Raw genomic sequence first — 20177 nt, forward strand, 5'->3', positions numbered from 1 at the left:
GGCCGCCTCCTGCTGGATCGCATCGGCGAGCGCTCTTGGCGCACCGCGCGGCGTAGTGTCCGACCAGGGAGCATCTGACGCGCGCCCGACGCGGTTGGCGAGTGCCCATCGAAATACGGCTGGACTCTGGCCCTGGACAGTGGCTGATGAGAATTTGTGATGATACAGTCGCTCACGAGTGGCACGGACAAGGTCGCGCCCACGCTTGCGCGCCAGGTCTATGTCATCGACGACGACGTCGATGTCAGGAAGTCGCTGCACTTTTTGCTGACGACAGCCGGAGTCGCCGCATGGTCGTTTGCGGATGCCGCGGATTTTCTCAACGCGCTCGATGGTCTTCGGCCAGCACCGATCCTCCTTGATGTCCGAATGCCGGGTATCGATGGGCTTGATCTTCTGGCGCTGCTTGTGGAGCGCGATATCAGCTGGCCCGTCATCATGATGACCGCGCATGGCGACGTGCCGATCGCTGTGCGCGCGATGAAGCTCGGCGCGACCGAATTCCTCGAAAAGCCCTTCCCACCGGAGATGCTCGATCAAGCGCTTGCACGGGCGTTCGCCATGCTTGACATTGTCCTGGTCCAGCACAGGACCCGCGACGAGGCACGCGGTCAGATCACTGCACTGTCCACGCGCGAGCGTGAAGTGTTGACCGTGCTCATTAAGGGCATTGCGAACAAGGAAGCGGCGGCCAGGCTCGGGCTGAGCACGCGCACGGTGGAGATGCACCGTGCCAGCGCCCTCGCCAAACTTCGGCGCAAGAGCATCGCCGAGGTGATGACCTTGTGGTTGGCCGCCGATCTTGCGGCCGGCCCAGGCAATATGGGCTAGCGTTCGCAAGGCGTTTGAAAGCTGTCGCATGGCTTAGTCGACCACATGTCTGAGCGTGGGCACCGAGATGGGTGTGTCTGATCTCAAGCCAACAAGGTTGGCGCTGCGCCACTGGACGCGGCCGTAGATGGCAGGAGAGTTGCCAATACGGACCACGAGGTGCTGCCCTGGCAGGAGACCTGGGCTTGTTTCGATCAACATGCCGCCGGAAGAGAGATTGCGAACGGTCGCGGGACGTGGTGCCCGTCCGCCAAGCAACCGCGCCGTCAGGTCGGTATCGATGCGGTACGGACGCGGATGGTGACCTTCGTCGTCACCATGATCGATGATGTCGGAGGCTTGGCCGAAAATCGCGGCGGCTCCCGGGAGACTGAAACCGAACAGGCGCCCCGCGGTCCATTTGACGACGCCAGTGTGATACGCCTTTTCATCGGTGGTCACGTGCAGCGTTTGCCCGACGGCGAGTTCGACATCGGTCTCGCCCTTAAGGCCTGCCATCGACACATCGTGGACCCACGCCTCTGAAAACACGTCGATCGGGTAGACCGTTGCCTGCAGGAACACCGAGGTTCGTTTTGCGCGACGGCGTTCGGCGGGAATTGTTTCGCGAGCATTGACCGTCGTTTGCGTGAAACGGCTGCGGAATAGCTCCATTAACATTGCCAGGTCCCTCCACGAGAATGTCGCAAGGCAATCGGACACGGATCGTTACGATGGTGTGGCGCGGCATACCGTAAATTTACCGGCATCGCGGACCACTGCGCTGGACCGATCGGGCAAGCGGCGGCGCCAATCGTTACCCCGAGGGTGTCGATCCGCTGCTCAAGGCGTTGATCGACAGCGGCGCCCCGCCCGCCCGCTGTTTCGTGGACGCGTGCGAGCCTCAAGGATCTTGGGCGTGCAATAAATGGCAGCCCAGCAAATCGCCGCCCTGATCCTCGCGACTGGCCGGTTGACCTGCGACGTCAGCCGGTCTCTCTTCAGTGGCGTTTGCTATATTTGAAATTCGCCGCCGAGACCCTGCAGCGCGTGACGGGGTCCGAACCTCCTGAGCTTGCGTCCGACAGTGGGCACCGTCTGCCCGGCAGACTCCCCGCCGCAACGACCCAGGATCGGTCATTCGCGACCGGTTAGGTGCCTCCCAGCTTCGGTCGATCGTTCACGTCTCTACAGCGGCGGCTATGGGTAAGCCGGATCGGCCGATTAGACGTCGCAAGGTTGTGGCAAGAGGAATTTGGAGCGCCTCCGAAAAGTCTCTCTAATCTGACGCTTCTTGTTGGTCCAGCCACCGACGGGCCTGCTTTGCTACTGGCAGCTACGGACCCGGAAGACCTACGTCTGGGCTGTCAGATCGGGCTGAACGATCTCCGAAAACGTCCATTCCGTCAGGTCACGATTGGACGCGAGCCCTTTCAAACGATGCTTGAGATTTATCGTCGGACGAAGGGGCGATGTTGAGGGGACAGAACAGCGCTGCCTTGTCCGGGGCCGTTATGTCCTCACGATCGTTAAGTGGCGTCAACAGGACGGAGCTTCAGATGCATCAGATTACCCAAGGCGCTGGCAAGCCGCTGCTGCTCATCCATGGATTAGGTAGCAGTGGGCACGCGTGGCGCCCAATCCTGGATGATCTGGCTGCAAAGCGATCGGTCATCGCGGTTGATCTGCCAGGCCACGGTGCGACACCGGCCGAGCCGGACAGCGGTACGTTCACCGGACTGGTCGGCAGCGTTGAACGCTATCTTGTCGCAAACGACCTGATCGGTGTTGATGTGGTTGGTAGCTCGATGGGCGCCCGGATCGTGCTGGAGCTGGCACGACGGGGGAAAGTCGGCAACGTCGTCGCGCTCGATCCGGGTGGGTTCTGGCGTGGTTGGGAACGGCTTTTCTTTCGTACCACGATAGGCCTGTCTGCACAGTTGCTGCGCGTCCTGCGATCGCGTTTGCCGGCGATCAGTCGCAGTGCCCCTGCGCGCATGGCGTTGTTGGCCCAGCTATCTGCAAAACCCTCCGCTCTGGCGCCCGAATTTGTGTGCACTGAGCTGACCGGCATCACCGATACGTCGACGTTTGACGACCTGGTCCGCGATCTTGCTAACGGCCCCGAGCAGGAAGGCCCAGCGGCTGATCCGACACAGCGCATTGTCATTGGTTGGGGCAAACAGGACCGACTGTGCCTGCCCCGTCAGGCGGCCCGTGCAATGGCGGCGTTCCCTTCCGCGACGCTGCACTGGTTCGAGCACAGCGGCCATTTTCCGATGTGGGACATGCCGCGCGAGGCGGTGGCGGTTATTCTACAAGCCACAAGGTGAAACGTCGGCATCCCCATAGAGCGCCGGATAGAAAGGTCGGTGCGGTCAATGTGGCTCAAGATCGCTCTGTCGAGCACGTGAACGGCACCAAGAAGCCGAAACCTGTTTACGCTTTTGCGATAGCACCCACGCCCTCGGCTTCCCATATAATGCGGGAAGGAGAGGCAGATGGCCGGCGGTTGGACGCGCGATGGCGCAATCCAGGATCAGATCGACGACACGGTGGCCGACGCTGTGCTGGCAGCTCGCGCAAGTATCCCGAGCGGAGCGAGTGAGCCGTCCTGCGTGATCTGTGGTGACGACATTCCTGAGGGTCGCCGCCGCGCGGTGCCCGGCGTGCGCACCTGTGTACCGTGTCAGAGTGGCCGGGACCGGCCACTGGCTACCGCGTTCAATCGGCGAGGTAGCAAGGATAGTCAGTTGCGGTGATGTCCAGCTTGTCGACGCTGCCCCTCCCGTCGGGCTAGTCCCAACTTCGGTTGTTCGGCAGCATCTTACGGATGCCTGGCATTGCGCGTTCTCCTGCTGCAAATCGGTGCGAGCCCTAGGAGCGGTATCCATTCAACCTTTGGCTGTGACGAGCGACGGACTGGCGATAGCCATCCCGCTACCAAGGACTATTGCATCCTCCACGAACCCAGTCGCGGTCTGCCCATGCCGCCGCATTGCCCATTTGCGCGCGGCAAGCCCGACATAGGACGAGGCAAGCGCTGTCCCCACCGCGATGGCTGCGCCGAGAACACGCTTATCGCGGGGCGCCAGTGCAGCGCCCGCATAGGCGGCGGTTATGCTCCGGACTGCAAGGCCGACCGGCACCGTCCGATCAGGCGCCGTTTTCATCTTGTCACCCGCCATCTCGGCCGCAGCCAAAGCAACCGTTCCCGCGGCGATCACGGCACTCAGCATCAGCTTCTGTAGCGGCAGGTCGGCCGAAATCTCCTCGCGGTGCGTGGCGGTGGCAACTACCGCCAGCGGCGTCATGCCACGCTGGCCGGCGACCAGGCCGATCAGAAAGGAACGCAACATGAGTTGTTCTCCGACAAGGTTTTACGAAGGCAATTTAGACCATGTCTGCTCGCTTGGATTAGGTGCGTGCCGGGCGAGGACCAGCATCTAAACGCTTTCCGCAGTCCCCTGATCCCGTCGGGCAGACCGTTGATACATATTCGTTGACGTCCTCGCGCTTTCCGGCCGCTGCCCGAAGCGGACAGTCATTCAAGGTAGTCGAATGCTATTCGTACAAGCGGCGTGAACCTCACCGAACAGCCGGGTGGGTGCAAAGGGGACATGAAACCGAGCTCAAGGAGCTTGGCGATTCCGTTGGAAGTGAACGGTCTGGCGATCGCCGCGTTGGTTGCCGACGGATTGCGACAGGAGGATAGGATGGCTGATGCCTCGCAACGCACCGACCAGCATGAAGCACTGAGGGTCTTCCTCGGGAAGTGGTCCGCACGCGGAATCTCGTTCGGAGGCACCGACCAAGCGGGTGATGATCCGAGAAGAAATGGACAGCCTTGGGTCAGCACGCATGAAGCGTCGTGGCATACCGGCAAGTTCTTTTTACTTCAGGACGAGCGCGCGGACATCGCGGGGGATCGCTTCGACACCTATAGTATCCCCGGCACCGATGATGATGGCCATACTTTTCGCGTAGTGTTGAGAAGCACGGCTTCTATCGCGACTACAAGGTGACCCGCGATGGTGATCGCTGGAAGTTCGATGGCGCTACGGAACGAGCGACTGTAGATTTTGAGAATGAAGGCACACGTCAGGTGTGGACTTGGGAATGGAAGCCACAAGGCAATTGGCTTCCACTCTGCGACCGGGTTGCCGATAAGGTTTTCTGAAGAACGAGGCTCTGCTCGCAACCAATTCGATGTCTGCCCGCGCTGTCCCGACCTGGTGACAGCGGATCGGCCAATCTGAATCTAGGTCGTAAACCCATAAACTACCGATTTCGGTGCAACGGCTGAGCGACCTATATTGGTGGATTGCTGCCCCAATGGTTTTGGACAATCAGCCTGTTAACACCGACTTGCTTATCGAGCGGCGGGCGGCGCATCATCGACGGATGGACGACACCCTTCGGCTTTTAGCGTCTCGAACGCTTGGACACGACGAAGCCTTGGTCAGCGCTGACGACCTATCAGCTTGGTCGATTGAACGCGGCGAAACCGTTGTCGACTTCCTTGACCACTTCGGCGCGGAGATCGCCAAAAGTTATCATGTTGGGGAATTATCCTACGCTTTCTGCGATAGCATCGTGAATGACTTATGGGGCTTGCTGCTTCAGCAGACGGTCGATGACTCAGCCGCCTCGTGGCCGCATACATTCTATCGCGTTTACGACGCGTTCGATGCCGGTGAATATAATCGTCGTGCCGATGGCACTGATGATCCAGTCGCGGAGTTCACTGATCCCGCTATTGAGGAAATCGTCGCAATGCTTCGGCGGCAGGAATTGGAAAGCGGCAAGAACGTCGCGAGCGACGGCTAATGGGCGCTAGGTCGTGAACCCATAAACGACCGCTTTCGGCGCAACGGCTGAACGACCAATATTGGGTGGTTAGCAGTCGTTCATACCTGCCAGAACGTCACCGCAAAATCGTCATCGTCATCGTCATCGATCAGTTCGATCCTGAATTGCCGATCTGGCATATCACGGCGTAATTTCGCATCCAGCATGTCCACCATTATTGCCCCGATATATCGCGCCCGCTCATCGGCAACAGCTTCAACTTCCCCGTCTCTACGAAAGTAATTTTCGAGGCTATTGTAATTCAACATGGCTTCGATCTGCTGTCGGGTGCTGTGCCCTGCCTCGTTGATCGCCAAGTTTTCGAGCGAAAAATCGTGACGAAGCACGTAGTCTTTACGAACGACAAGCTTCGGCCAAAAAAGTGCAGTGTAAGCCACCGCTTCATCGGATCGCGCTACTCCGGAGAGCCAATCCTCTGGACTGATCCCGCTGCCACTGTTTCAAGTTTGAAGTTCGGGGATCAACGCTGCCATGTCTGCCATCCTGCGATGTTACCGCGCGAAGGAACGTCTGGAAATGAGCGCTAGCCGACCGGCAGGTTTTTTATGAGTCTACGGCCTAGGAAGACCGACGTGCTGCCGTCCGCGTGCTTTTCGTGCTTTCCAATACCGACCATTCGTCCGATGAGCCGCCGCCGCCAGACCCCACCGAACGATAGTCTAAGCGGGGTAGATTGACTGCGCGTGCAGCTTTAGGCCTCGTACGAGAACACGTAGCTTTGCGAGGACACAATGGCGACCCAGATTGACCGACGATCGCTGCTCGCGGGCGCTGCTCTAGGTGGCGTGACCCTAGCGGGCGCCACTGCACAGGCTCAGTCCCGGACCGGGCAGGCAGCCCGCGAGGTCTACGAGCTTCGGACGTACCGCTTGGTCAACGGACCGATGAAGGAGCGATTGGACGCGTATCTTCGAGATGCCTTCATCCCTGCTGCGCGGCGTGCAGGCTGTGGACCGGTAGGCGCATTCACGGTGACCATCGGTCCTGGAAGCCCGGGCCTATATGTTCTCGTACCCTATCCATCGATTGAGGACTTTGTTGCCCTGCCTGGCAGGCTGGCCGGCGACAAGCGCTATGCAAAGGCAGCCGAGCCGTTTTCCAACGCCGCGCCGGGACAACCGCCGTACGCCTCACTGGACGTGAAGCTGATGCGCGCGTTTCCGCGTTTCCCCCGCGTCGAAGTTCCCGGCACATCGGGCAGCAACACGGACCGGATATTCGAACTCCGAACGTACTTCAGCCATAGCGATACGGCAGGGGCGACCAAGTTCGGAATGTTCGACACCGGTGGCGAAATCGAAATATTTCGCCGCACGGGTCTGAAGCCGGTATTCTTCGCCCAAGATCTAACAGGGCCGCGTCTGCCGAGCCTGACCTACCTGCTGACCTTTCCCGATCTCGCGGCACGCGAACGGAGCTGGAGCAGCTTTGGGTCAGATCCGGCTTGGCGGCGGTTGATCGCCACACCGGGACTTACTGACCCCGAAATCACGACAGGAATAGATAACCAGATCCTAAAACCAACGCCCTATTCGGAGATATGACTCGAGAGCTGGCGCTTACTGATCAGGCAATCGTGATTTCCTGTTGCCCGTCCTCCGCGAGCGGGAACGGGGGCGAGTTTCCACAGCGCCGCTGTTCTGCGCGTCTTCTTCGGCGAGCTTTCGCCACCGGTCGATCCGAGCAGGATCAAGCGAACCCAGCGCCACCGCAGCGACAATGGCACAACCGGGTTCTTCGCCATGGCCGCAATTCGTAAACTGGCACTCAAGCGCAACGTCGGTGACGTCGTCAAAAACCTCAGCTACGCCGGACGTCACCGCCGACATCTGAAGCTCGCGAATGCCGGGTGTATCGATAAGCCAGCCGCCCCGGGAAAGGCGGTGCATCTCACGGACGGTCGTCGTGTGCCGGCCCTTGCCGTCGTCCTCGCGGACGGCCTGCGTCGCGATGTCGGCGGATCCCGTCAGCGTGTTGATCAGCGTCGACTTGCCCACCCCTGACGATCCCACCAGCGCGACCGTTTGTCCGGCGGCGCAGTAGCGCGCCATGAGGGCGGCGCTCGTCGGATCGCGCGCGTTGACGGATTCCACACGTAAGTCGGACTGAAGCGCCCGCGCCGCATCGGCGAAGCGCCCTGGGACAGGAGTCTGGTCTGCCTTCGTCAGCACGACGACCGGCCGTACACCCACCTCGCGGGCAAGAACGAGATAGCGTTCAAGGCGCGCAACGTTGAAGTCCCGGTTACAGGAGGTAACTACAAAAAGCGTATCGATGTTTGCTGCAATAAGCTGGACCCGGCGGTCATCCCCTGGAGCTGGCCGCTTGAACAAACTCGCGCGATCGAGAATTCGCTTCAGGCCGTGGTTGTCATGATCGATCAACAGCCAGTCGCCGACTGTAGGTCGATCCTCGCCCCCCTCTGCGCCGGGTAGGGTGGATACGATAGAGTCCTCGAAACCCTCCCCCGCCACCGTAACTCTTCCACGATGCACCGACATTACTCGAACCGGCCGACAGCAAATCTTTTCCTCGGCGGAGACTTGTTTGCTGAAGAAAGCCCTCCAACCAAACTGCGCCAGAGTGACGTCGGACATGTCGACAATCCCGCCGGCCAACTTATGCGCCGACTGCGCCACCGGTATCCGGCGCTCCCTGCCCGGCCGCCCGCTTCTCCGCCTTCGCTTGCGCTTTCTTCGCGGACTCGCTGGCCTTGGTTTTCTCGCGCTCGCGGCGCTCAAAATCGTAATTGGTTTTGCGTGGGATGCCGATTACTCCAGATCCGTGGTTCCTAGTCAGGCACAATGCTCGACCGCAGGACACCGGCGGCTTGGCTACACCCATCTTCCGTCCGCGACTAGTCGGCGTCTACGCGTCGCTAGCGTGCGCCTTTCGGCAGAGGTTCTGGTGAACGTGCCCGCTCGTCGCGCCTCGTGAAGCAGAATGCCCAAAAGCCCGTATCCCGCGAGTGGTGCGAGATACCGGTAGTTGACTTCAGTTCGTGGCGGCTATTGTTTCTATGGTCGGTTATCGCAAGATCGCGACAATCGATCGCATCGCGAGGACCGTACTTGCGGCCTTGCGCTCGCATGCCGCCGTTTCGATCACCGTGGCTGTCCGCGAGCTCTACCTCATCCAAAGCGCAGCCCGAGCGATCTCTGCTTACAATTAATCAGAGGTACGCTGCCAGGGCCTGCCTTCGCAGCGTGTACGCAATCTCGCGGTTTACGGCAGGAATGCGGTGGGATGAATAACCGCGGCCGCTGGCAACGCCAAACGTGACCGCGGCGACGCCGAACAGGCGGCTGAAGATGCTTTCGGTCACGTCAGCGCTTTGAATGCTGCTTAGTGGAAGAATGATCCGGCGCCGACGCCACCACCCCGAACGGATCAGCAAGCGATCCGTGTCGAGCGCATATCGAAAGCGTCGCCAGCATAGCCATCGCGTGGTGATCAGCACGGCGACGACGGTTAGCCCGGCGGCGCCGATCCATGGCATGACCAGCGATAGGATAACGAGCGGGATCAGGAGCAAAGCGGCAGGAGCGGTAAAGCTCCAGGCATAGGCGCGCGAAATCCTCGACGTCGGGACTGACGTATCAAGCGGCCGCCAGTCGAGTTCGCCAAGGATGGAAGCAATTTCGTATTCACGGGCGAGCGGCGCAACCACATGATCGCCCTTGCTGCCATCATCGCTTGCCAAACTTTGAAGCTTCAGTTCACTCCAGCCAAGGTTGTCGCGCACGGGCCCTGAGGCGATGATCGCCGCTTGGATACGGCGGATTGGCAAGGTGACATCGGTGAGCGTGAAAAGGCCGCGGCGCCGGCGCAGCCCAGCGGAGGTGCGGTCGAGGCGGAAGCGAAATTCGCGCGCGACGGTCCGGATTACGCCGGCGGCGAGTCCGATTGCGATCAGCAGCACTGCCCCGGCAAGAACCGCGAACAGATGATACGGCAGGATCAAGTCGACGATAGGCGATCCAGCGTCCAACGCTTGGCGCCAGAAACGCCGTGCGAAGAGATCGAAGCCGGCAACGTCACCGATCGTCTGCGTGATTCCGAAAAGGGCGGCAATGATCGCCAGCGAGAAATTGAATACTCCGGCCACCAGTACGCGGCGGATGTCCATCGAAAACACTATCGGAGAGTTGGAAGCGGCATCGGCCTCGCTCGCGGTGACAACGCCCCCCGCACCGCGAAGTGATCGGACTTGGTCTCGCAGCGTTTCTGCGCGAGTCAGCGCGATCCCTGCCAGCGCACCGTCATCGTCCTTTCCTCCCGCCGAACCGCCCGTCTCAAACTTGACGCGCGCTAGACCAAGTAGCCGAAGAATCGGACCCTGGCTGATATCAACGTCCTGGATCCGGTCGAAAGGGATCGAGCGATGGGTCCGCTTAAGGATCCCGCTGTCGATGCGAATTTCATTCACGCCGACACGATATTCGAAGCGCCGCCAGTGCAGGAACACTCCACCCACCATTACAACTGCCATGACAGCAAGTAACAGCGCGGCCGTGCGCCAATTGCCGGTTGCAGCAGAACAGCCAATCGCCGCGTAGCCGCCAATCATCTGCCGCAGCCAGCTCCCCAGGCCGGTTAAGAGGTAAAGCGGATGGAGCCGTTCAGGTGTACCAACGGCTATGTCAGCTGTTCTCATGCGAAGTCCGAACGCACATTTTCACGAATGATTTCACGGATTTCAGCGGCACGCTCCGGTGCTAAGCCGTTGACGGTGACGGTACTGTTATGAGTGCCCGCGGTATGAACGACGAGGCTGGCGGTACCGAACATTTTGTCCAGCGGCCCCCGCGTAACGTCGAGGTGCTGGACGCGAACAAGTGGCACGAGCGTGTCGGTCTGGAACAGCCAACCCTGGACGCTTTGCAGGATTTGGTTGGTCAGCCGGTAGCGCAGGCGGAGATACCGACGTTGCGGGACGACGAGGACAATGGGCATCGCGATCAAAGGAACAGCGATCGAAAGCACGCCGCGGAAAGGCGTATCGCGCAGCAGGGTTTGATCGATAACGATAGCACCGATCGCCACGATGAAGGACGTTAAGGCGACCCGCGCACGAAGGACGTGACGGTAGTTTGGCTCAACGGTGAGTAGCTGTGGTTCGATTTGAGGTGCCATGCATTGTCACTACAGCGCCCAACAGCGATGGGAACCCGAATACCCAGCGTCCGCGTAGAGCGCTCGGCTTTCTGCTGCCGTTGGATTATCAGGTCCGTTCCAAGAGCCGACTGGCGGCGGTTGGACGACCGGAGGTCGGAAGCGGAAGTTCATTTGGTTGGGCGCTGAAGCGATAAGACCCAACGCCGGCCGCTGAAGGTCGCATTACCCGCTCCCGAAACATGCCGTTTATTCGCCGACACGAAATGCCAGGTATCAGCGCTGCTTCTTCGTGATGGTTGCGGTAAAGTCAGGATCCTTCTTCGCCACCCAGTCCACAAATTTGCGCACGTTCGGATTATCGAGCAGGCCCGCGACCTCCGTGCCATGCCGCTGCAATTCAGAATTGGTGAAATTGGCGATCAAGGTTTGCTGGCAGATCGAATGCATCGGCACGACGTCGCGGCCACCGCGGCTCTTGGGCACGGGATGGTGCCAGACAATGGTCTGGCCGGTCGGCCGGCCACAGAGCCAGCATGGCACCGGCGAGGCGGGGGCGTCGTTCTCCTTCGGAAGGTGATCGTAGGGATCCTGTTTCGAACGTCTGGCCATAGCTCGATCTAACTGCCTTGATTGCCGTCGCCTGTAGCGAAGCGACCCGCTGCATCATATGGAAAGTTGGCAACTGGGTCCCGTCGCCGCGGACCGATCGGGATGGAACGATGACGGCTTCGTTGAAAGCGTGGGACGCGAAATTGGTCCGCAGATGGCTGGAGCGCCGCTACGAGGCATCGCGGCTGGATCAGGCGGCGGCGGACAGGCGCGGCTATGAAGCCCGGGATGATTTCGACAAAGCCGCGGCCGAGGAATGGGCATGCCGCGCCTTGAAGAACGCCGATTGCACGAACGATCAGGCTGCGCTCGCCGCCCGCCTCAAGGAGTTGATCGGCCAGGACGAATATCCTGCGGCGGGCCTCCATGACGATACTCGGTTCGAACGGCATGTTCGCACTTATTTTCGGAAGCTAGCCAAAATGACAAAGGCGAATGAAGGCTTCGAGAAGATCTTCCGTCATCAGTGAATGCGGCGCTGCGCCCAATAGCCCCCTGTTTCGGCCACTCAAGGCTACTGAGCAGCCCCCCAGCCCGTCACTCTCATTCATTATGATCGGCGACTCGGACGATGGTTGGTCCATTGCCAGCGGAGACGCTCGCTTGTCAGGGCGAGAGGCGTGGAGACTTGCGAGCGGACGCGCGTTACCCGGCTTCCAATAACAGTAGCGAGTACCCCTAAATGGCCGACACCAGCCACGACATCCGTACCCTAAACGGCCTCATCGCCACTACGATCGACAGCGTCGACGGCTATCAGGAAGCCGCCAAGGACAGCGAAAACAGCCGCTTCACGCCGATGTTCACCAGCCGTGCTCACGAGCGCCGTCAGGTGGCAAGCAATCTGCAGGCAGAAGTGACGCGGCTAGGTGGCAGTCCTGAGGACGACGGTACGATCCTAGCCGGGGCGCACCGTGTATTCGTCAATCTGAAGTCCGCCGTAACTGGCAAGGACGACAAGGCGATCGTCAACGAGGTCGAGCGCGGTGAGGACCACATCAAGGCCAAGTTCGAAGACGCGATGAAGGACGACGAACTATCGCCGGAAACGAAGTCGGCGATCGGGGCTGCTTGGGGCTCGGTGAAAGCCGGCCACGACGAGATGCGCGATCTCAAGCACTCGATGGAAAGCTAAAACGACGGCCGTGTGCGCGGGTCTGAAACACCGGCCCGCGCACGCCGCCCTGAACGACAGGCTTTCAATGACGTCGACGGTTGCGACGTCATTCCTGGCCGTCGGGTGACCCGACCCCGTTCCAATGATTGCGTCGGCAGCGACCGAACCGCAGACAACCAGATTTGGTTTGTCGCTATTAAGTGCGGTCGCCCGTTCAGGTCCAGCAAGCAGCGCCTTTCAGGTTTCTCGGCCACGTCGGCTGAGCTTTAACGGTGGTAACATGTTTATCTGCCTCTCCTCTGCGTACTGTCGGCCAGGCGGCTTCGACGGGTGGGTTTTGGGCAGGTCGAGGGTCCGCTAAGGACGGTCATGGACTTCGACCAACTCCTTATCCAATTGTTCGGCACGGCTGAGATTGCCGACCTTGCGCCGGAGCGGCTCTCCGCCGGTATCGACCGCCTACAGGTTCAGTTAGGGCTGGAGCGCGACGGGGGACGCCGTTTCGCCCTCTGGTGCCTCGCCTACATGCTCGGCGCCGCCCCCGACCTGGATGTCGCCTTTGAGGACGAAGCCGATCGGGATTCGGCGCGAGACTTCATGGACAGCGTTGATCGCCAAATCGCCGAGGACAGGTGAGCCGATGACATTAGTACCCGAGTGCACCGCTGATGTCGGATGAATATGCTCATGGCCGGCGAGATGGCTTGCGGCTCGCTCTAGCGGTATTGGAGGCGGAAGAAGCAAGATGGGCGGCGCTACTAGGCGAGAGCCGATCGTGGCGGACCAACGCGATCCGCGAAGTTCGGCACAAGGCGTTTCAGGTTGCGCAGAAGAGAATACAGACAGCCTTGAACCGACTCACGCCGAAAGCCGATGGCGAGATCGATCCAGAATTCGCCGCTGCCCTTGAAAAGGTGGGGCTATAGCTGCCAACCATTTCGACCCATCTGCAGACGTTCGCAGCCTATTTCCGACTGCCCAACTCCGGTCGTTCGTTCATGTCGGCGTACAAGCGCTCCTAGTTGGCGAAACTCTCCCCGCCCCATCGCCACGTCTTATACGGCATCAGTTCGCGATCCGGACCGCTGTCAGCTAATGGACAGCCGAGACATAGCCGGACCGGCGACCAGCAATCAGTCGCCCTTCGGCCCCAAATAGTCGTCGCCGTAAACCGCGCGTCGCAGGTCCCGGTGGAGCGTGCCATCGAAGGGGATCACCTGTACCAGAAAGACCGCCGTGATCTTGTTTACCGGATCGACCCAGAAGAGCGTCGAGGCCCTCCCGTCCCAGAAATACTCGCCGAGAGCTCCCCGGTTCTCGCGAGCGTCTCGCGGCTGACCCGTACGGACGAAGAAGTCGATTCCGAATCCTCCGTTGCCCTTGCTGGACAGCCAAGAGCGCTCCGTCACGAGCGGGTCAAGTTGGTCGGTAGCCATCAGCTTAACCGTCGATGGCTTGAGTATGCTCACACCGTCTAGGCTGCCATTGTTCAACAGCATGCGTGCAAATTGCATATAGTCGTCCACTGATGAGACGAGCCCGGCACCGCCCATCGTGAGCTTTCGATCAGGGTTGAAGTTCAACCCCCGCTGTTCCTTCTCGGATGCACGTTGCAACTTTCCGCCAGCACCTTTCTCGTACATGGCGGCGAGCCTGGGGTAGCGATCCTCCGGCTGCGTCCAGGCGGTTTCCGTCATGCCGAGCGGGACGAAGATCTGCTCACGGACATAACGTTCGAACGGTATTCCCGTGAGCTTCTCGACAAGAAGGGCCTGCACGTCGACGGCCGCGCTGTAGCTCCACCGCCGGCCTGGGTCGGCAAGCAACGGCACCTTGGCAAGTCGGCGGCCGAACTCGGCCAAGTCATGATCAGGGTTCAATGGCTCGAGCATTGCCCACTCCCTTCCGGGATGATCGTCGCCCGCACCATAGCCAAAGCCGGCGGTGTGGCGGAGGATGTCGCGTATGAGGATAGGACGATCCGGCGCCCGCAAGATCGGCTTGCCCGACGCGTCGAGCCCGGCGAACACTCTGGTCTGGCTGAATTCTGGCAAATAGCGTGCGAGCGGATCGTCCAGGCCAAATCTTCCCTGCTCCCATAACTTCATCAGAGCGACACCCGTGACCGGCTTGGTCATGGAATAGATCTGGGCCAGGGTATCTCGCCGCATCGGGCGGTTGGCTTCGCGATCGGCCTCGCCGGCGATGCCGGAATAGACTTCGCGACCGTCCTTCCAGACCAAGGCCGAAACGCCAACGGCGCGCCCGCTGGAGACCATGGCGGCGAGCGCCCGGTCGATCCGCGCCTTGTCGATTGGGACCGCAGGGCTCGCTGCTGCGGTGGCCCTCGAAGGGCCCGGCTGCGCAACGGCTGGAACCGTGATAACGAGCGCCGCGACACTCAGAAGAAATGGCTTCACAAACGATCCTCGACGGAAAGTTCACGAGACTAGCGGTGTCGCGTCCCGCTTGGAAGGTTGCGCGACTGCCTTATGGTCAGTTGGCGAGACCACGTGGGCTGTAGCGCAAAGGCGTGAGTCCGAACGCTCACGCAGAGTTGGCTGGGCTGACCTAATGCCGGTCACTCGTCTGCCTCGAGCAGCTTGCCGTGACCGGACATTGGTTCATCTCAAATCGCCGCGCCGCTAGCGGCTCTTCGCGACCCCTGCCTATCGTGTCGCACCGAGCAATTCCCTGCGGCTGGAGCCCGTTCTCACTCGCCACCCCCACCTGTGCGTCTACGGGATGCACGCGGGCTGGCCATTCGGTGACGTTATGATCGCCATGATGTTCGCGCATCCGCAACTCAACCTCGACATCGGCACCCTTGACTTCGCCTACCCGCTCGTGCGCAGCAGCCACCATTGAGGATCGAGACGTCGATGCCGACGACGGCAAGGGTCAGCTGCTGCATGATGACGATCTGCAACTAGCCCCTTCTTCGTTGCCGGTTGCGTCCGACAGACGGTTGGGTCATTCCAAAGCCATGGGGGAAAATTCCGACGACAATGGCGGAGCGGTGCTGCGCTATGCGATACTCGACACCGCGCCTGAGCAGGGTTTTGACGATCTGACCGCGCTGGCTGCACAGATTTGTGCCGTGCCGACGGCCCTGATCTCCCTCCTCGATTTCGATCGTCAGTGGTTCAAGGCACGTGTCGGCTTCGAGCCGCATCAGACCGGACTCGATAGCTCGGTGTGTCGTCACGTCGTGCGCGAGGCGAGGACGATCGTCATTCCCGATCTTACTGCCGACAAGCGCACGCGAGACAACCCGCTTGTGACCGGCGCGCCGGCTATACGCTTCTACGCGGGCGCGCCGCTCGCCACTCGCTACGGCGTCGTGGGCGCGCTCTGCGTCATCGACACCGTGCCGCGACCGCATGGGTTGTCACCGGACCAACTGCTTGGACTGGAGCGGCTCGCGCGCCAGACCGTCGCGCTGCTCGAAGCACGGCGGGACGCGCTGGATCTGCAGGAGCTGCTGGCGGAGCAGAGTGGGGTAGAAGCGGCGCTGTCAGTGTCTGAGGGACGTTGGCGCCAGCTTTACCGGAACATGGGCCAGGGGTTCATCTACGCTCGCGTCCTACGCGATGCCGATGGCCGCATCTTCGACTGGCGCTATGAGGACGTGAACAACGCCTGGGGTGGGCTGGTCGGCATAGATGCCGACGAGGCGCGTGGACGGACGATCCGCGAGGTGATGCCAGGGGTCGAGGAGAATTGGGTTACGGGGCTGGCCGAAGTCGTCGACACCCACGAACCCGTCCGCTTCACTCAGCGAGTGGGATCGTCCAACCGCTGGTATGACGGCACCGCGCAATGGGTCGGCGGCGACGACTTCACCGTTATATTCCATGAGACCACCGCACGCGTGGAGACGGTCCGGCGCCGCGACGCTCTGCTGGTGCTAGGAGACCTGATTCGCGACAGCGTCGACACGGCTGAGATGCTGGCACGCGCGGCTGAGGTGGTCGGCATCGCTGTCGACGCATCGCGTGCGACGGTGGGCGAACTCGATCACACGCGCGAGCGAATCAAGGTGGACGCCGGCTGGGCTCTGCCCGGCATGCCGCCCATCGCAGGCGACTATCGCTTTGCAGACTATGGTCGCGTCCGCGATCAGCTTGTCCAGGGCGAGACCCTCGTCATCGACGACGTGGAGACCGATCCGCGCACGTCGGACGAGCCGGCGGGCTGGCAAGCGCTCAGGGCGCGGTCCGTGGTCAACGTGCCCGTCAGGGATGATGGGCGCACGACGGTCGTGCTCATCGTGCATCGGGAGCAGCCGCACGCCTGGACCGAGGACGAAGTAGCGTTTCTGCGCAACGCCGCCGACCGGCTGGAGATCGCGATCGCCCGGCGTCGCGATGAGGAGCGGCAGGACGTCATCAACAAGGAGATTTCGCACCGGCTCAAGAACTCGCTCTCCATGACACAGGCGATCGCCAGCCAGACGTTGCGGGGCGATGCGTCGCGCGAGGGGCTCGATGCGTTCGCGGCGCGGCTCCAGTCGCTCGGCGCTGCGCACGACGCACTGATGTCGGGCCGGTGGAAGGCTGCAGCGTTGAAGGAAGTGTTGGCCAGCGTTCTGGACAATGTCGGCGTGCTGGATCGCTGCGACGTCGTCGGCCCCGACATCAACTTGGGCGGCAGGGCGACGCTGAGCACGTCACTGTTGATCCACGAACTCGCGACCAACGCGATGAAGTATGGCGCCCTGTGCACAAACAGCGGTCGCGTTGGCATCGACTGGCGTGTCGATGATGCCGACGGCGATGGCGAGCTGGTGTTGGAGTGGACCGAGCGCGGAGGACCGCCAGCGGTCGTGCCAACGCGGAAAGGATTTGGATCGCGGCTGGTTCGTCTTGGCCTAATCGGAACCGGCGGCTCTGCCGTTCGCTATGAACAACCCGGTCTGACGGCCTGCTTTCGCGCGCCGTTGTCCCAAGTAGAGCAGGCGTAATCATGGCCGACGAAGAATTTGGCGGGCTCGCGATCGTGCTCGTCGTCGAGGACGAACCCCTTCAGCGCATGGACATGATCAACATGGCCGAAGAGGCCGGGTTCAAGGTGCTCGAGGCGCACGACGCACCTCACGCCATCGCTCTCCTGGAAGCGCGGGCCGACGTTCGCCTCGTGCTGACCGACATCGACATGCCTGGAGCGATGGACGGGCTAAAGCTCGCTGCTGCGGTTCGTCGCCGCTGGCCTCCTATCAAGATCATCGTAACCACAGCAGGGGTCGCTCCGGGGGTTGCAGACATGCCCGAGGGCGCGGTGTTTCTTCCCAAGCCGCTCAACCACCGGCGTGTCCTTGACGCTATGCATCGTCTGGTTACGTGAGCCACAGCTGACTGAAGCGTCGCAGCTTAGCTGGGCGCGTCAGGCTGAGCCACCTGCGCACTTTCGCGGAGAAGTGGAACACTGGGCCAGCGACCTTTTAGAACTGGCCGAACGCACCGACGTCTGAGCGGACCCAGAAGTGGACGTTCAGACCGCCCCTTCAGCTTCCCACAAGTGGAGTCGGTTAATTTTGAAGGCAACGAACGCTGCCCGCCCAACACTCGGTCGCTCGCGGCGCTTTGCCAGCTCCCCGAGATAGGACGTGCGTTCAATCGTCCAGATCGTTGAAGGAACCCTTCGACCACTGCGGACGACAAGTGCATCGCGGGTCTGAAATTGCTCAGCACAACCGTCATTCGACGTACACAATTTCACGACCGTTAGATCGTGATGCCCAGACGCGAGCGCACCGCGGGCAGGAACGAGCGGCCGATGGCCAGGCGCTCGCCGGACGACAGCCGGACCGACCAGGTTCCCGCATCGTTCTCGAGCGCTTCAACCCGATCGCTGTTCACCAAGGTGGAGCGATGGACGCGAACGAAGCAGTCGCCGCCCAGCCGTTGCTCGATCGCGTAGAGCCGCTCGGCGACCAGATAGCTCTTGTCGCCGCAATGCAGCCGGGCATAATCGTCCTCGCTGGTGATGCGGTCGATGTCCTTGCCCTCCAGCCGCAGCAACGTGCCGCGGAAGGGCACCCAGAAAATCGCGGCCGCCACTGGCCGCGCCGAGGCCATGGACGTGGGTTCCCGCAGGGTGGGCGCCAGCCGGCGCTCGATGCGTTCAATCGTCGCGCGCAACTGCGCCGGATCGACCGGCTTGAGCAGATATCCGACGGCATCGACCGCGAAGGCCTGAAGCGCGAACTGTTCGTAGGCGGTGACGAAGACGATCGCGGGTGCCGGCATGCGACCAACGAGCCGCTCGGCCATCGCGAGGCCGGACAGGCCAGGCATCTCGATATCAAGTAGGATGAGGTCGACGCACAGCCGATTCAGCATGGCCAGCGCCTTACCCCCATCGTTCGCGGTCGCCGCCACCTCGATCGACGGCATCTTCTCGCACAGCCGGACAAGCCGACGGATGGCGGCGGGTTCGTCATCGACGATCAGCGTGCGCATGCGATCAGCCATGCGGCAGCGCGATCGAGGCGCGATAGCCGCCGCCGGCGCGCGAACCGGCGACAAGGCGTGCGGTATCGCCATACACCACCTGCAGGCGGTCGCGGACGTTCGCCAGCCCGATGCCGAAGCCCGACGAGGCGTCGCTTCGCGCCGATCCGTCGTCCTCGACAACCAGCAGCAGCCCCCGTGCATCGGCTTCGGCGGCGATCCTGATCGTTACCACTGCGTGCGAGCCGCCAACGGCATATTTGACCGCATTCTCGACCAGCGGCTGCAGGATCAGTCGTGGCACGGGCGTGTCGGCAAGTTCGTCCGGCAGGTCGATCTCCACCCGCAGCCGATGCTCGAACCGGCGCGCCTCCAGCGCCAGATACAGGCGTTGCAGATCGACCTCGTCCGCAAGCGGAATGTCGGGCGCGCCATCGTCCTCGCTCAGCATCCGGCGCAGTAGCGCCGACAGGTCGAGGATCATGCGATCGGCGTCGTCGCCTCGTCCGGTCTGGACGAGATCGGCAAGCGCGTTCAGCGCGTTGAACAGGAAGTGCGGGTGAATTTGGTAGCGCAGCGCGCGAAGCTGCGCCTGCATGCTCGCCTTCTCGGCTGCAGCCGACCGGGCGGCGGCACGCAGGAAGAGATACAGGATCGCCCAGCCGCCGAAGAAGAAGAACCAGGAGACCGACGTGTCGATGACGGCGTAGCGCCACACCCGGACATAGCCCCAGCGCGCCACGTCGGCGGCGAGCGAGGCCGGCGGGTGCCAGCCGTAGAACAGGAACCAGTTGACGCACGCGAAGGCGATCGTGGCCGGGATCGCGCCGATCAACGCCGCCAACGCGATCCGGACGGGCCGGTCGCTGCGCACGAAGCGAAGCCCGCGCCAGAACACCAGCGTCAGCGCCGCGCCGGCAAGCGCCGCCACGATCCGGCGGACCAGCAGGTCGCTCGGCTCGGCAAAGTCTAGCAACGCGGCGCGCAGGCTCATCAACGCGATCCAGCCGATCCAGAAGCAAGCGATCGACACGATCACCGCCCGCGCAGGCAGGTCGATGGGGAGGGAGGTTGCCCGGTTCATCGGCCCCTTTTATCCCGCCCGCGGCGATGCGCCACGACGTTCGCCGATTCCTGTCGTCGTTCACCGATCGTCGGTCGCGCGGGTGGGTGCGACACGCCAGATCGATCGGCGA

Annotated in this window: 22 protein-coding genes; 12 read left to right on the forward strand and 10 right to left on the reverse strand. The window is 61.7% G+C overall.

Annotation, left to right across the window (positions count from 1 at the left end):
* Positions 1-159 precede the first annotated feature (159 nt).
* The gene (locus tag FHY50_RS06330) at positions 160-831 is read left to right on the forward strand and encodes a response regulator transcription factor (RefSeq protein ID WP_140047657.1); all 672 of its coding nucleotides are present in this window, start codon (positions 160-162) and stop codon (positions 829-831) included.
* Between the two features lie 33 nt (positions 832-864).
* Here the strand turns inward: FHY50_RS06330 and FHY50_RS06335 are convergent, their stop codons facing one another.
* Positions 865-1485, reverse strand: coding sequence for a PilZ domain-containing protein (locus FHY50_RS06335; RefSeq protein WP_166745526.1), 621 nt, complete (start codon positions 1483-1485; stop codon positions 865-867).
* 884 nt (positions 1486-2369) lie between these two features.
* On the opposite strand from FHY50_RS06335, the gene FHY50_RS06340 reads away from it, so the two are divergent.
* Positions 2370-3143 carry an alpha/beta fold hydrolase gene (locus FHY50_RS06340; RefSeq protein WP_140047659.1) on the forward strand — a complete coding sequence of 258 codons (774 nt, stop codon included), beginning with the start codon at positions 2370-2372 and terminating at the stop codon, positions 3141-3143.
* A 168-nt stretch (positions 3144-3311) separates the two neighbouring features.
* Positions 3312-3572 (forward strand): DksA/TraR family C4-type zinc finger protein, encoded by a 261-nt coding sequence (locus FHY50_RS06345; RefSeq protein ID WP_140047660.1) that lies wholly within the window; start codon positions 3312-3314, stop codon positions 3570-3572.
* A 132-nt stretch (positions 3573-3704) separates the two neighbouring features.
* Here FHY50_RS06345 and FHY50_RS06350 read toward each other — a convergent pair whose 3' ends face one another.
* Positions 3705-4169, reverse strand: a complete 465-nt coding sequence (locus FHY50_RS06350; RefSeq protein WP_140047661.1) for a DUF4126 domain-containing protein — start codon at positions 4167-4169, stop codon at positions 3705-3707.
* A gap of 357 nt (positions 4170-4526) precedes the next feature.
* On the opposite strand from FHY50_RS06350, the gene FHY50_RS06355 reads away from it, so the two are divergent.
* Together FHY50_RS06355 and FHY50_RS06360 are read left to right on the forward strand one after the other, a co-directional pair.
* Positions 4527-4835, forward strand: a complete 309-nt coding sequence (locus tag FHY50_RS06355; RefSeq protein WP_140047662.1) for a hypothetical protein — start codon at positions 4527-4529, stop codon at positions 4833-4835.
* 310 nt (positions 4836-5145) lie between these two features.
* Positions 5146-5640 (forward strand): hypothetical protein, encoded by a 495-nt coding sequence (locus tag FHY50_RS06360; protein ID WP_140047663.1) that lies wholly within the window; start codon positions 5146-5148, stop codon positions 5638-5640.
* Between the two features lie 80 nt (positions 5641-5720).
* Here FHY50_RS06360 and FHY50_RS06365 read toward each other — a convergent pair whose 3' ends face one another.
* Complete coding sequence (locus tag FHY50_RS06365; RefSeq protein WP_140047664.1) at positions 5721-6059, reverse strand: hypothetical protein; 339 nt, start codon at positions 6057-6059, stop codon at positions 5721-5723.
* A gap of 354 nt (positions 6060-6413) precedes the next feature.
* On the opposite strand from FHY50_RS06365, the gene FHY50_RS06370 reads away from it, so the two are divergent.
* A complete protein-coding gene (locus tag FHY50_RS06370; RefSeq protein ID WP_140047665.1) occupies positions 6414-7226 on the forward strand; it encodes an NIPSNAP family protein in 813 nt (270 codons plus the stop codon).
* A gap of 15 nt (positions 7227-7241) precedes the next feature.
* Here the strand turns inward: FHY50_RS06370 and rsgA are convergent, their stop codons facing one another.
* From rsgA to FHY50_RS06395, 4 genes are all read right to left on the reverse strand, one after another.
* Positions 7242-8279 carry a ribosome small subunit-dependent GTPase A gene (rsgA, locus tag FHY50_RS06375; protein ID WP_140047666.1) on the reverse strand — a complete coding sequence of 346 codons (1038 nt, stop codon included), beginning with the start codon at positions 8277-8279 and terminating at the stop codon, positions 7242-7244.
* A gap of 575 nt (positions 8280-8854) precedes the next feature.
* On the reverse strand, positions 8855-10252 hold the full coding sequence (locus tag FHY50_RS06385) for a PH domain-containing protein (protein WP_166745528.1): 1398 nt from the start codon (positions 10250-10252) through the stop codon (positions 8855-8857).
* Positions 10253-10335: 83 nt separating this feature from the next.
* Positions 10336-10818, reverse strand: coding sequence for a PH domain-containing protein (locus tag FHY50_RS06390; RefSeq protein ID WP_140047669.1), 483 nt, complete (start codon positions 10816-10818; stop codon positions 10336-10338).
* A 255-nt stretch (positions 10819-11073) separates the two neighbouring features.
* On the reverse strand, positions 11074-11409 hold the full coding sequence (locus tag FHY50_RS06395; RefSeq protein ID WP_140047670.1) for a hypothetical protein: 336 nt from the start codon (positions 11407-11409) through the stop codon (positions 11074-11076).
* Positions 11410-11519: 110 nt separating this feature from the next.
* On the opposite strand from FHY50_RS06395, the gene FHY50_RS06400 reads away from it, so the two are divergent.
* The 4 genes from FHY50_RS06400 to FHY50_RS06415 all read left to right on the forward strand — a co-directional run bounded on the left by FHY50_RS06400 (position 11520) and on the right by FHY50_RS06415 (position 13452).
* Positions 11520-11879, forward strand: a complete 360-nt coding sequence (locus tag FHY50_RS06400; protein WP_180345095.1) for a hypothetical protein — start codon at positions 11520-11522, stop codon at positions 11877-11879.
* Between the two features lie 212 nt (positions 11880-12091).
* On the forward strand, positions 12092-12544 hold the full coding sequence (locus tag FHY50_RS06405) for a PA2169 family four-helix-bundle protein (protein WP_140047671.1): 453 nt from the start codon (positions 12092-12094) through the stop codon (positions 12542-12544).
* Between the two features lie 351 nt (positions 12545-12895).
* Positions 12896-13162: a hypothetical protein gene (locus FHY50_RS06410; protein WP_140047672.1), complete on the forward strand. Its 267-nt coding sequence runs from the start codon at positions 12896-12898 to the stop codon at positions 13160-13162.
* Between the two features lie 32 nt (positions 13163-13194).
* Positions 13195-13452 carry a hypothetical protein gene (locus FHY50_RS06415; RefSeq protein WP_140047673.1) on the forward strand — a complete coding sequence of 86 codons (258 nt, stop codon included), beginning with the start codon at positions 13195-13197 and terminating at the stop codon, positions 13450-13452.
* A gap of 207 nt (positions 13453-13659) precedes the next feature.
* Here the strand turns inward: FHY50_RS06415 and FHY50_RS06420 are convergent, their stop codons facing one another.
* Positions 13660-14946 (reverse strand): serine hydrolase domain-containing protein, encoded by a 1287-nt coding sequence (locus tag FHY50_RS06420; protein ID WP_140047674.1) that lies wholly within the window; start codon positions 14944-14946, stop codon positions 13660-13662.
* 407 nt (positions 14947-15353) lie between these two features.
* On the opposite strand from FHY50_RS06420, the gene FHY50_RS06425 reads away from it, so the two are divergent.
* Positions 15354-17492 carry a GAF domain-containing protein gene (locus tag FHY50_RS06425; RefSeq protein ID WP_243846744.1) on the forward strand — a complete coding sequence of 713 codons (2139 nt, stop codon included), beginning with the start codon at positions 15354-15356 and terminating at the stop codon, positions 17490-17492.
* Positions 17493-17494: 2 nt separating this feature from the next.
* The gene (locus tag FHY50_RS06430) at positions 17495-17872 is read left to right on the forward strand and encodes a response regulator (RefSeq protein ID WP_140047675.1); all 378 of its coding nucleotides are present in this window, start codon (positions 17495-17497) and stop codon (positions 17870-17872) included.
* A gap of 380 nt (positions 17873-18252) precedes the next feature.
* On the opposite strand, the gene FHY50_RS06435 is transcribed toward FHY50_RS06430, so the two are convergent.
* Entirely contained in the window at positions 18253-18990 is a 738-nt protein-coding gene (locus FHY50_RS06435; protein ID WP_166745529.1) for a LytR/AlgR family response regulator transcription factor, read from the reverse strand.
* A 4-nt stretch (positions 18991-18994) separates the two neighbouring features.
* Entirely contained in the window at positions 18995-20065 is a 1071-nt protein-coding gene (locus FHY50_RS06440) for a sensor histidine kinase (RefSeq protein ID WP_140047677.1), read from the reverse strand.
* Between the last annotated feature and the right edge of the window lie 112 nt (positions 20066-20177).

The organism is Sphingomonas japonica, assembly GCF_006346325.1.
Taxonomy (GTDB): Bacteria; Pseudomonadota; Alphaproteobacteria; order Sphingomonadales; family Sphingomonadaceae; genus Sphingomonas; species Sphingomonas japonica.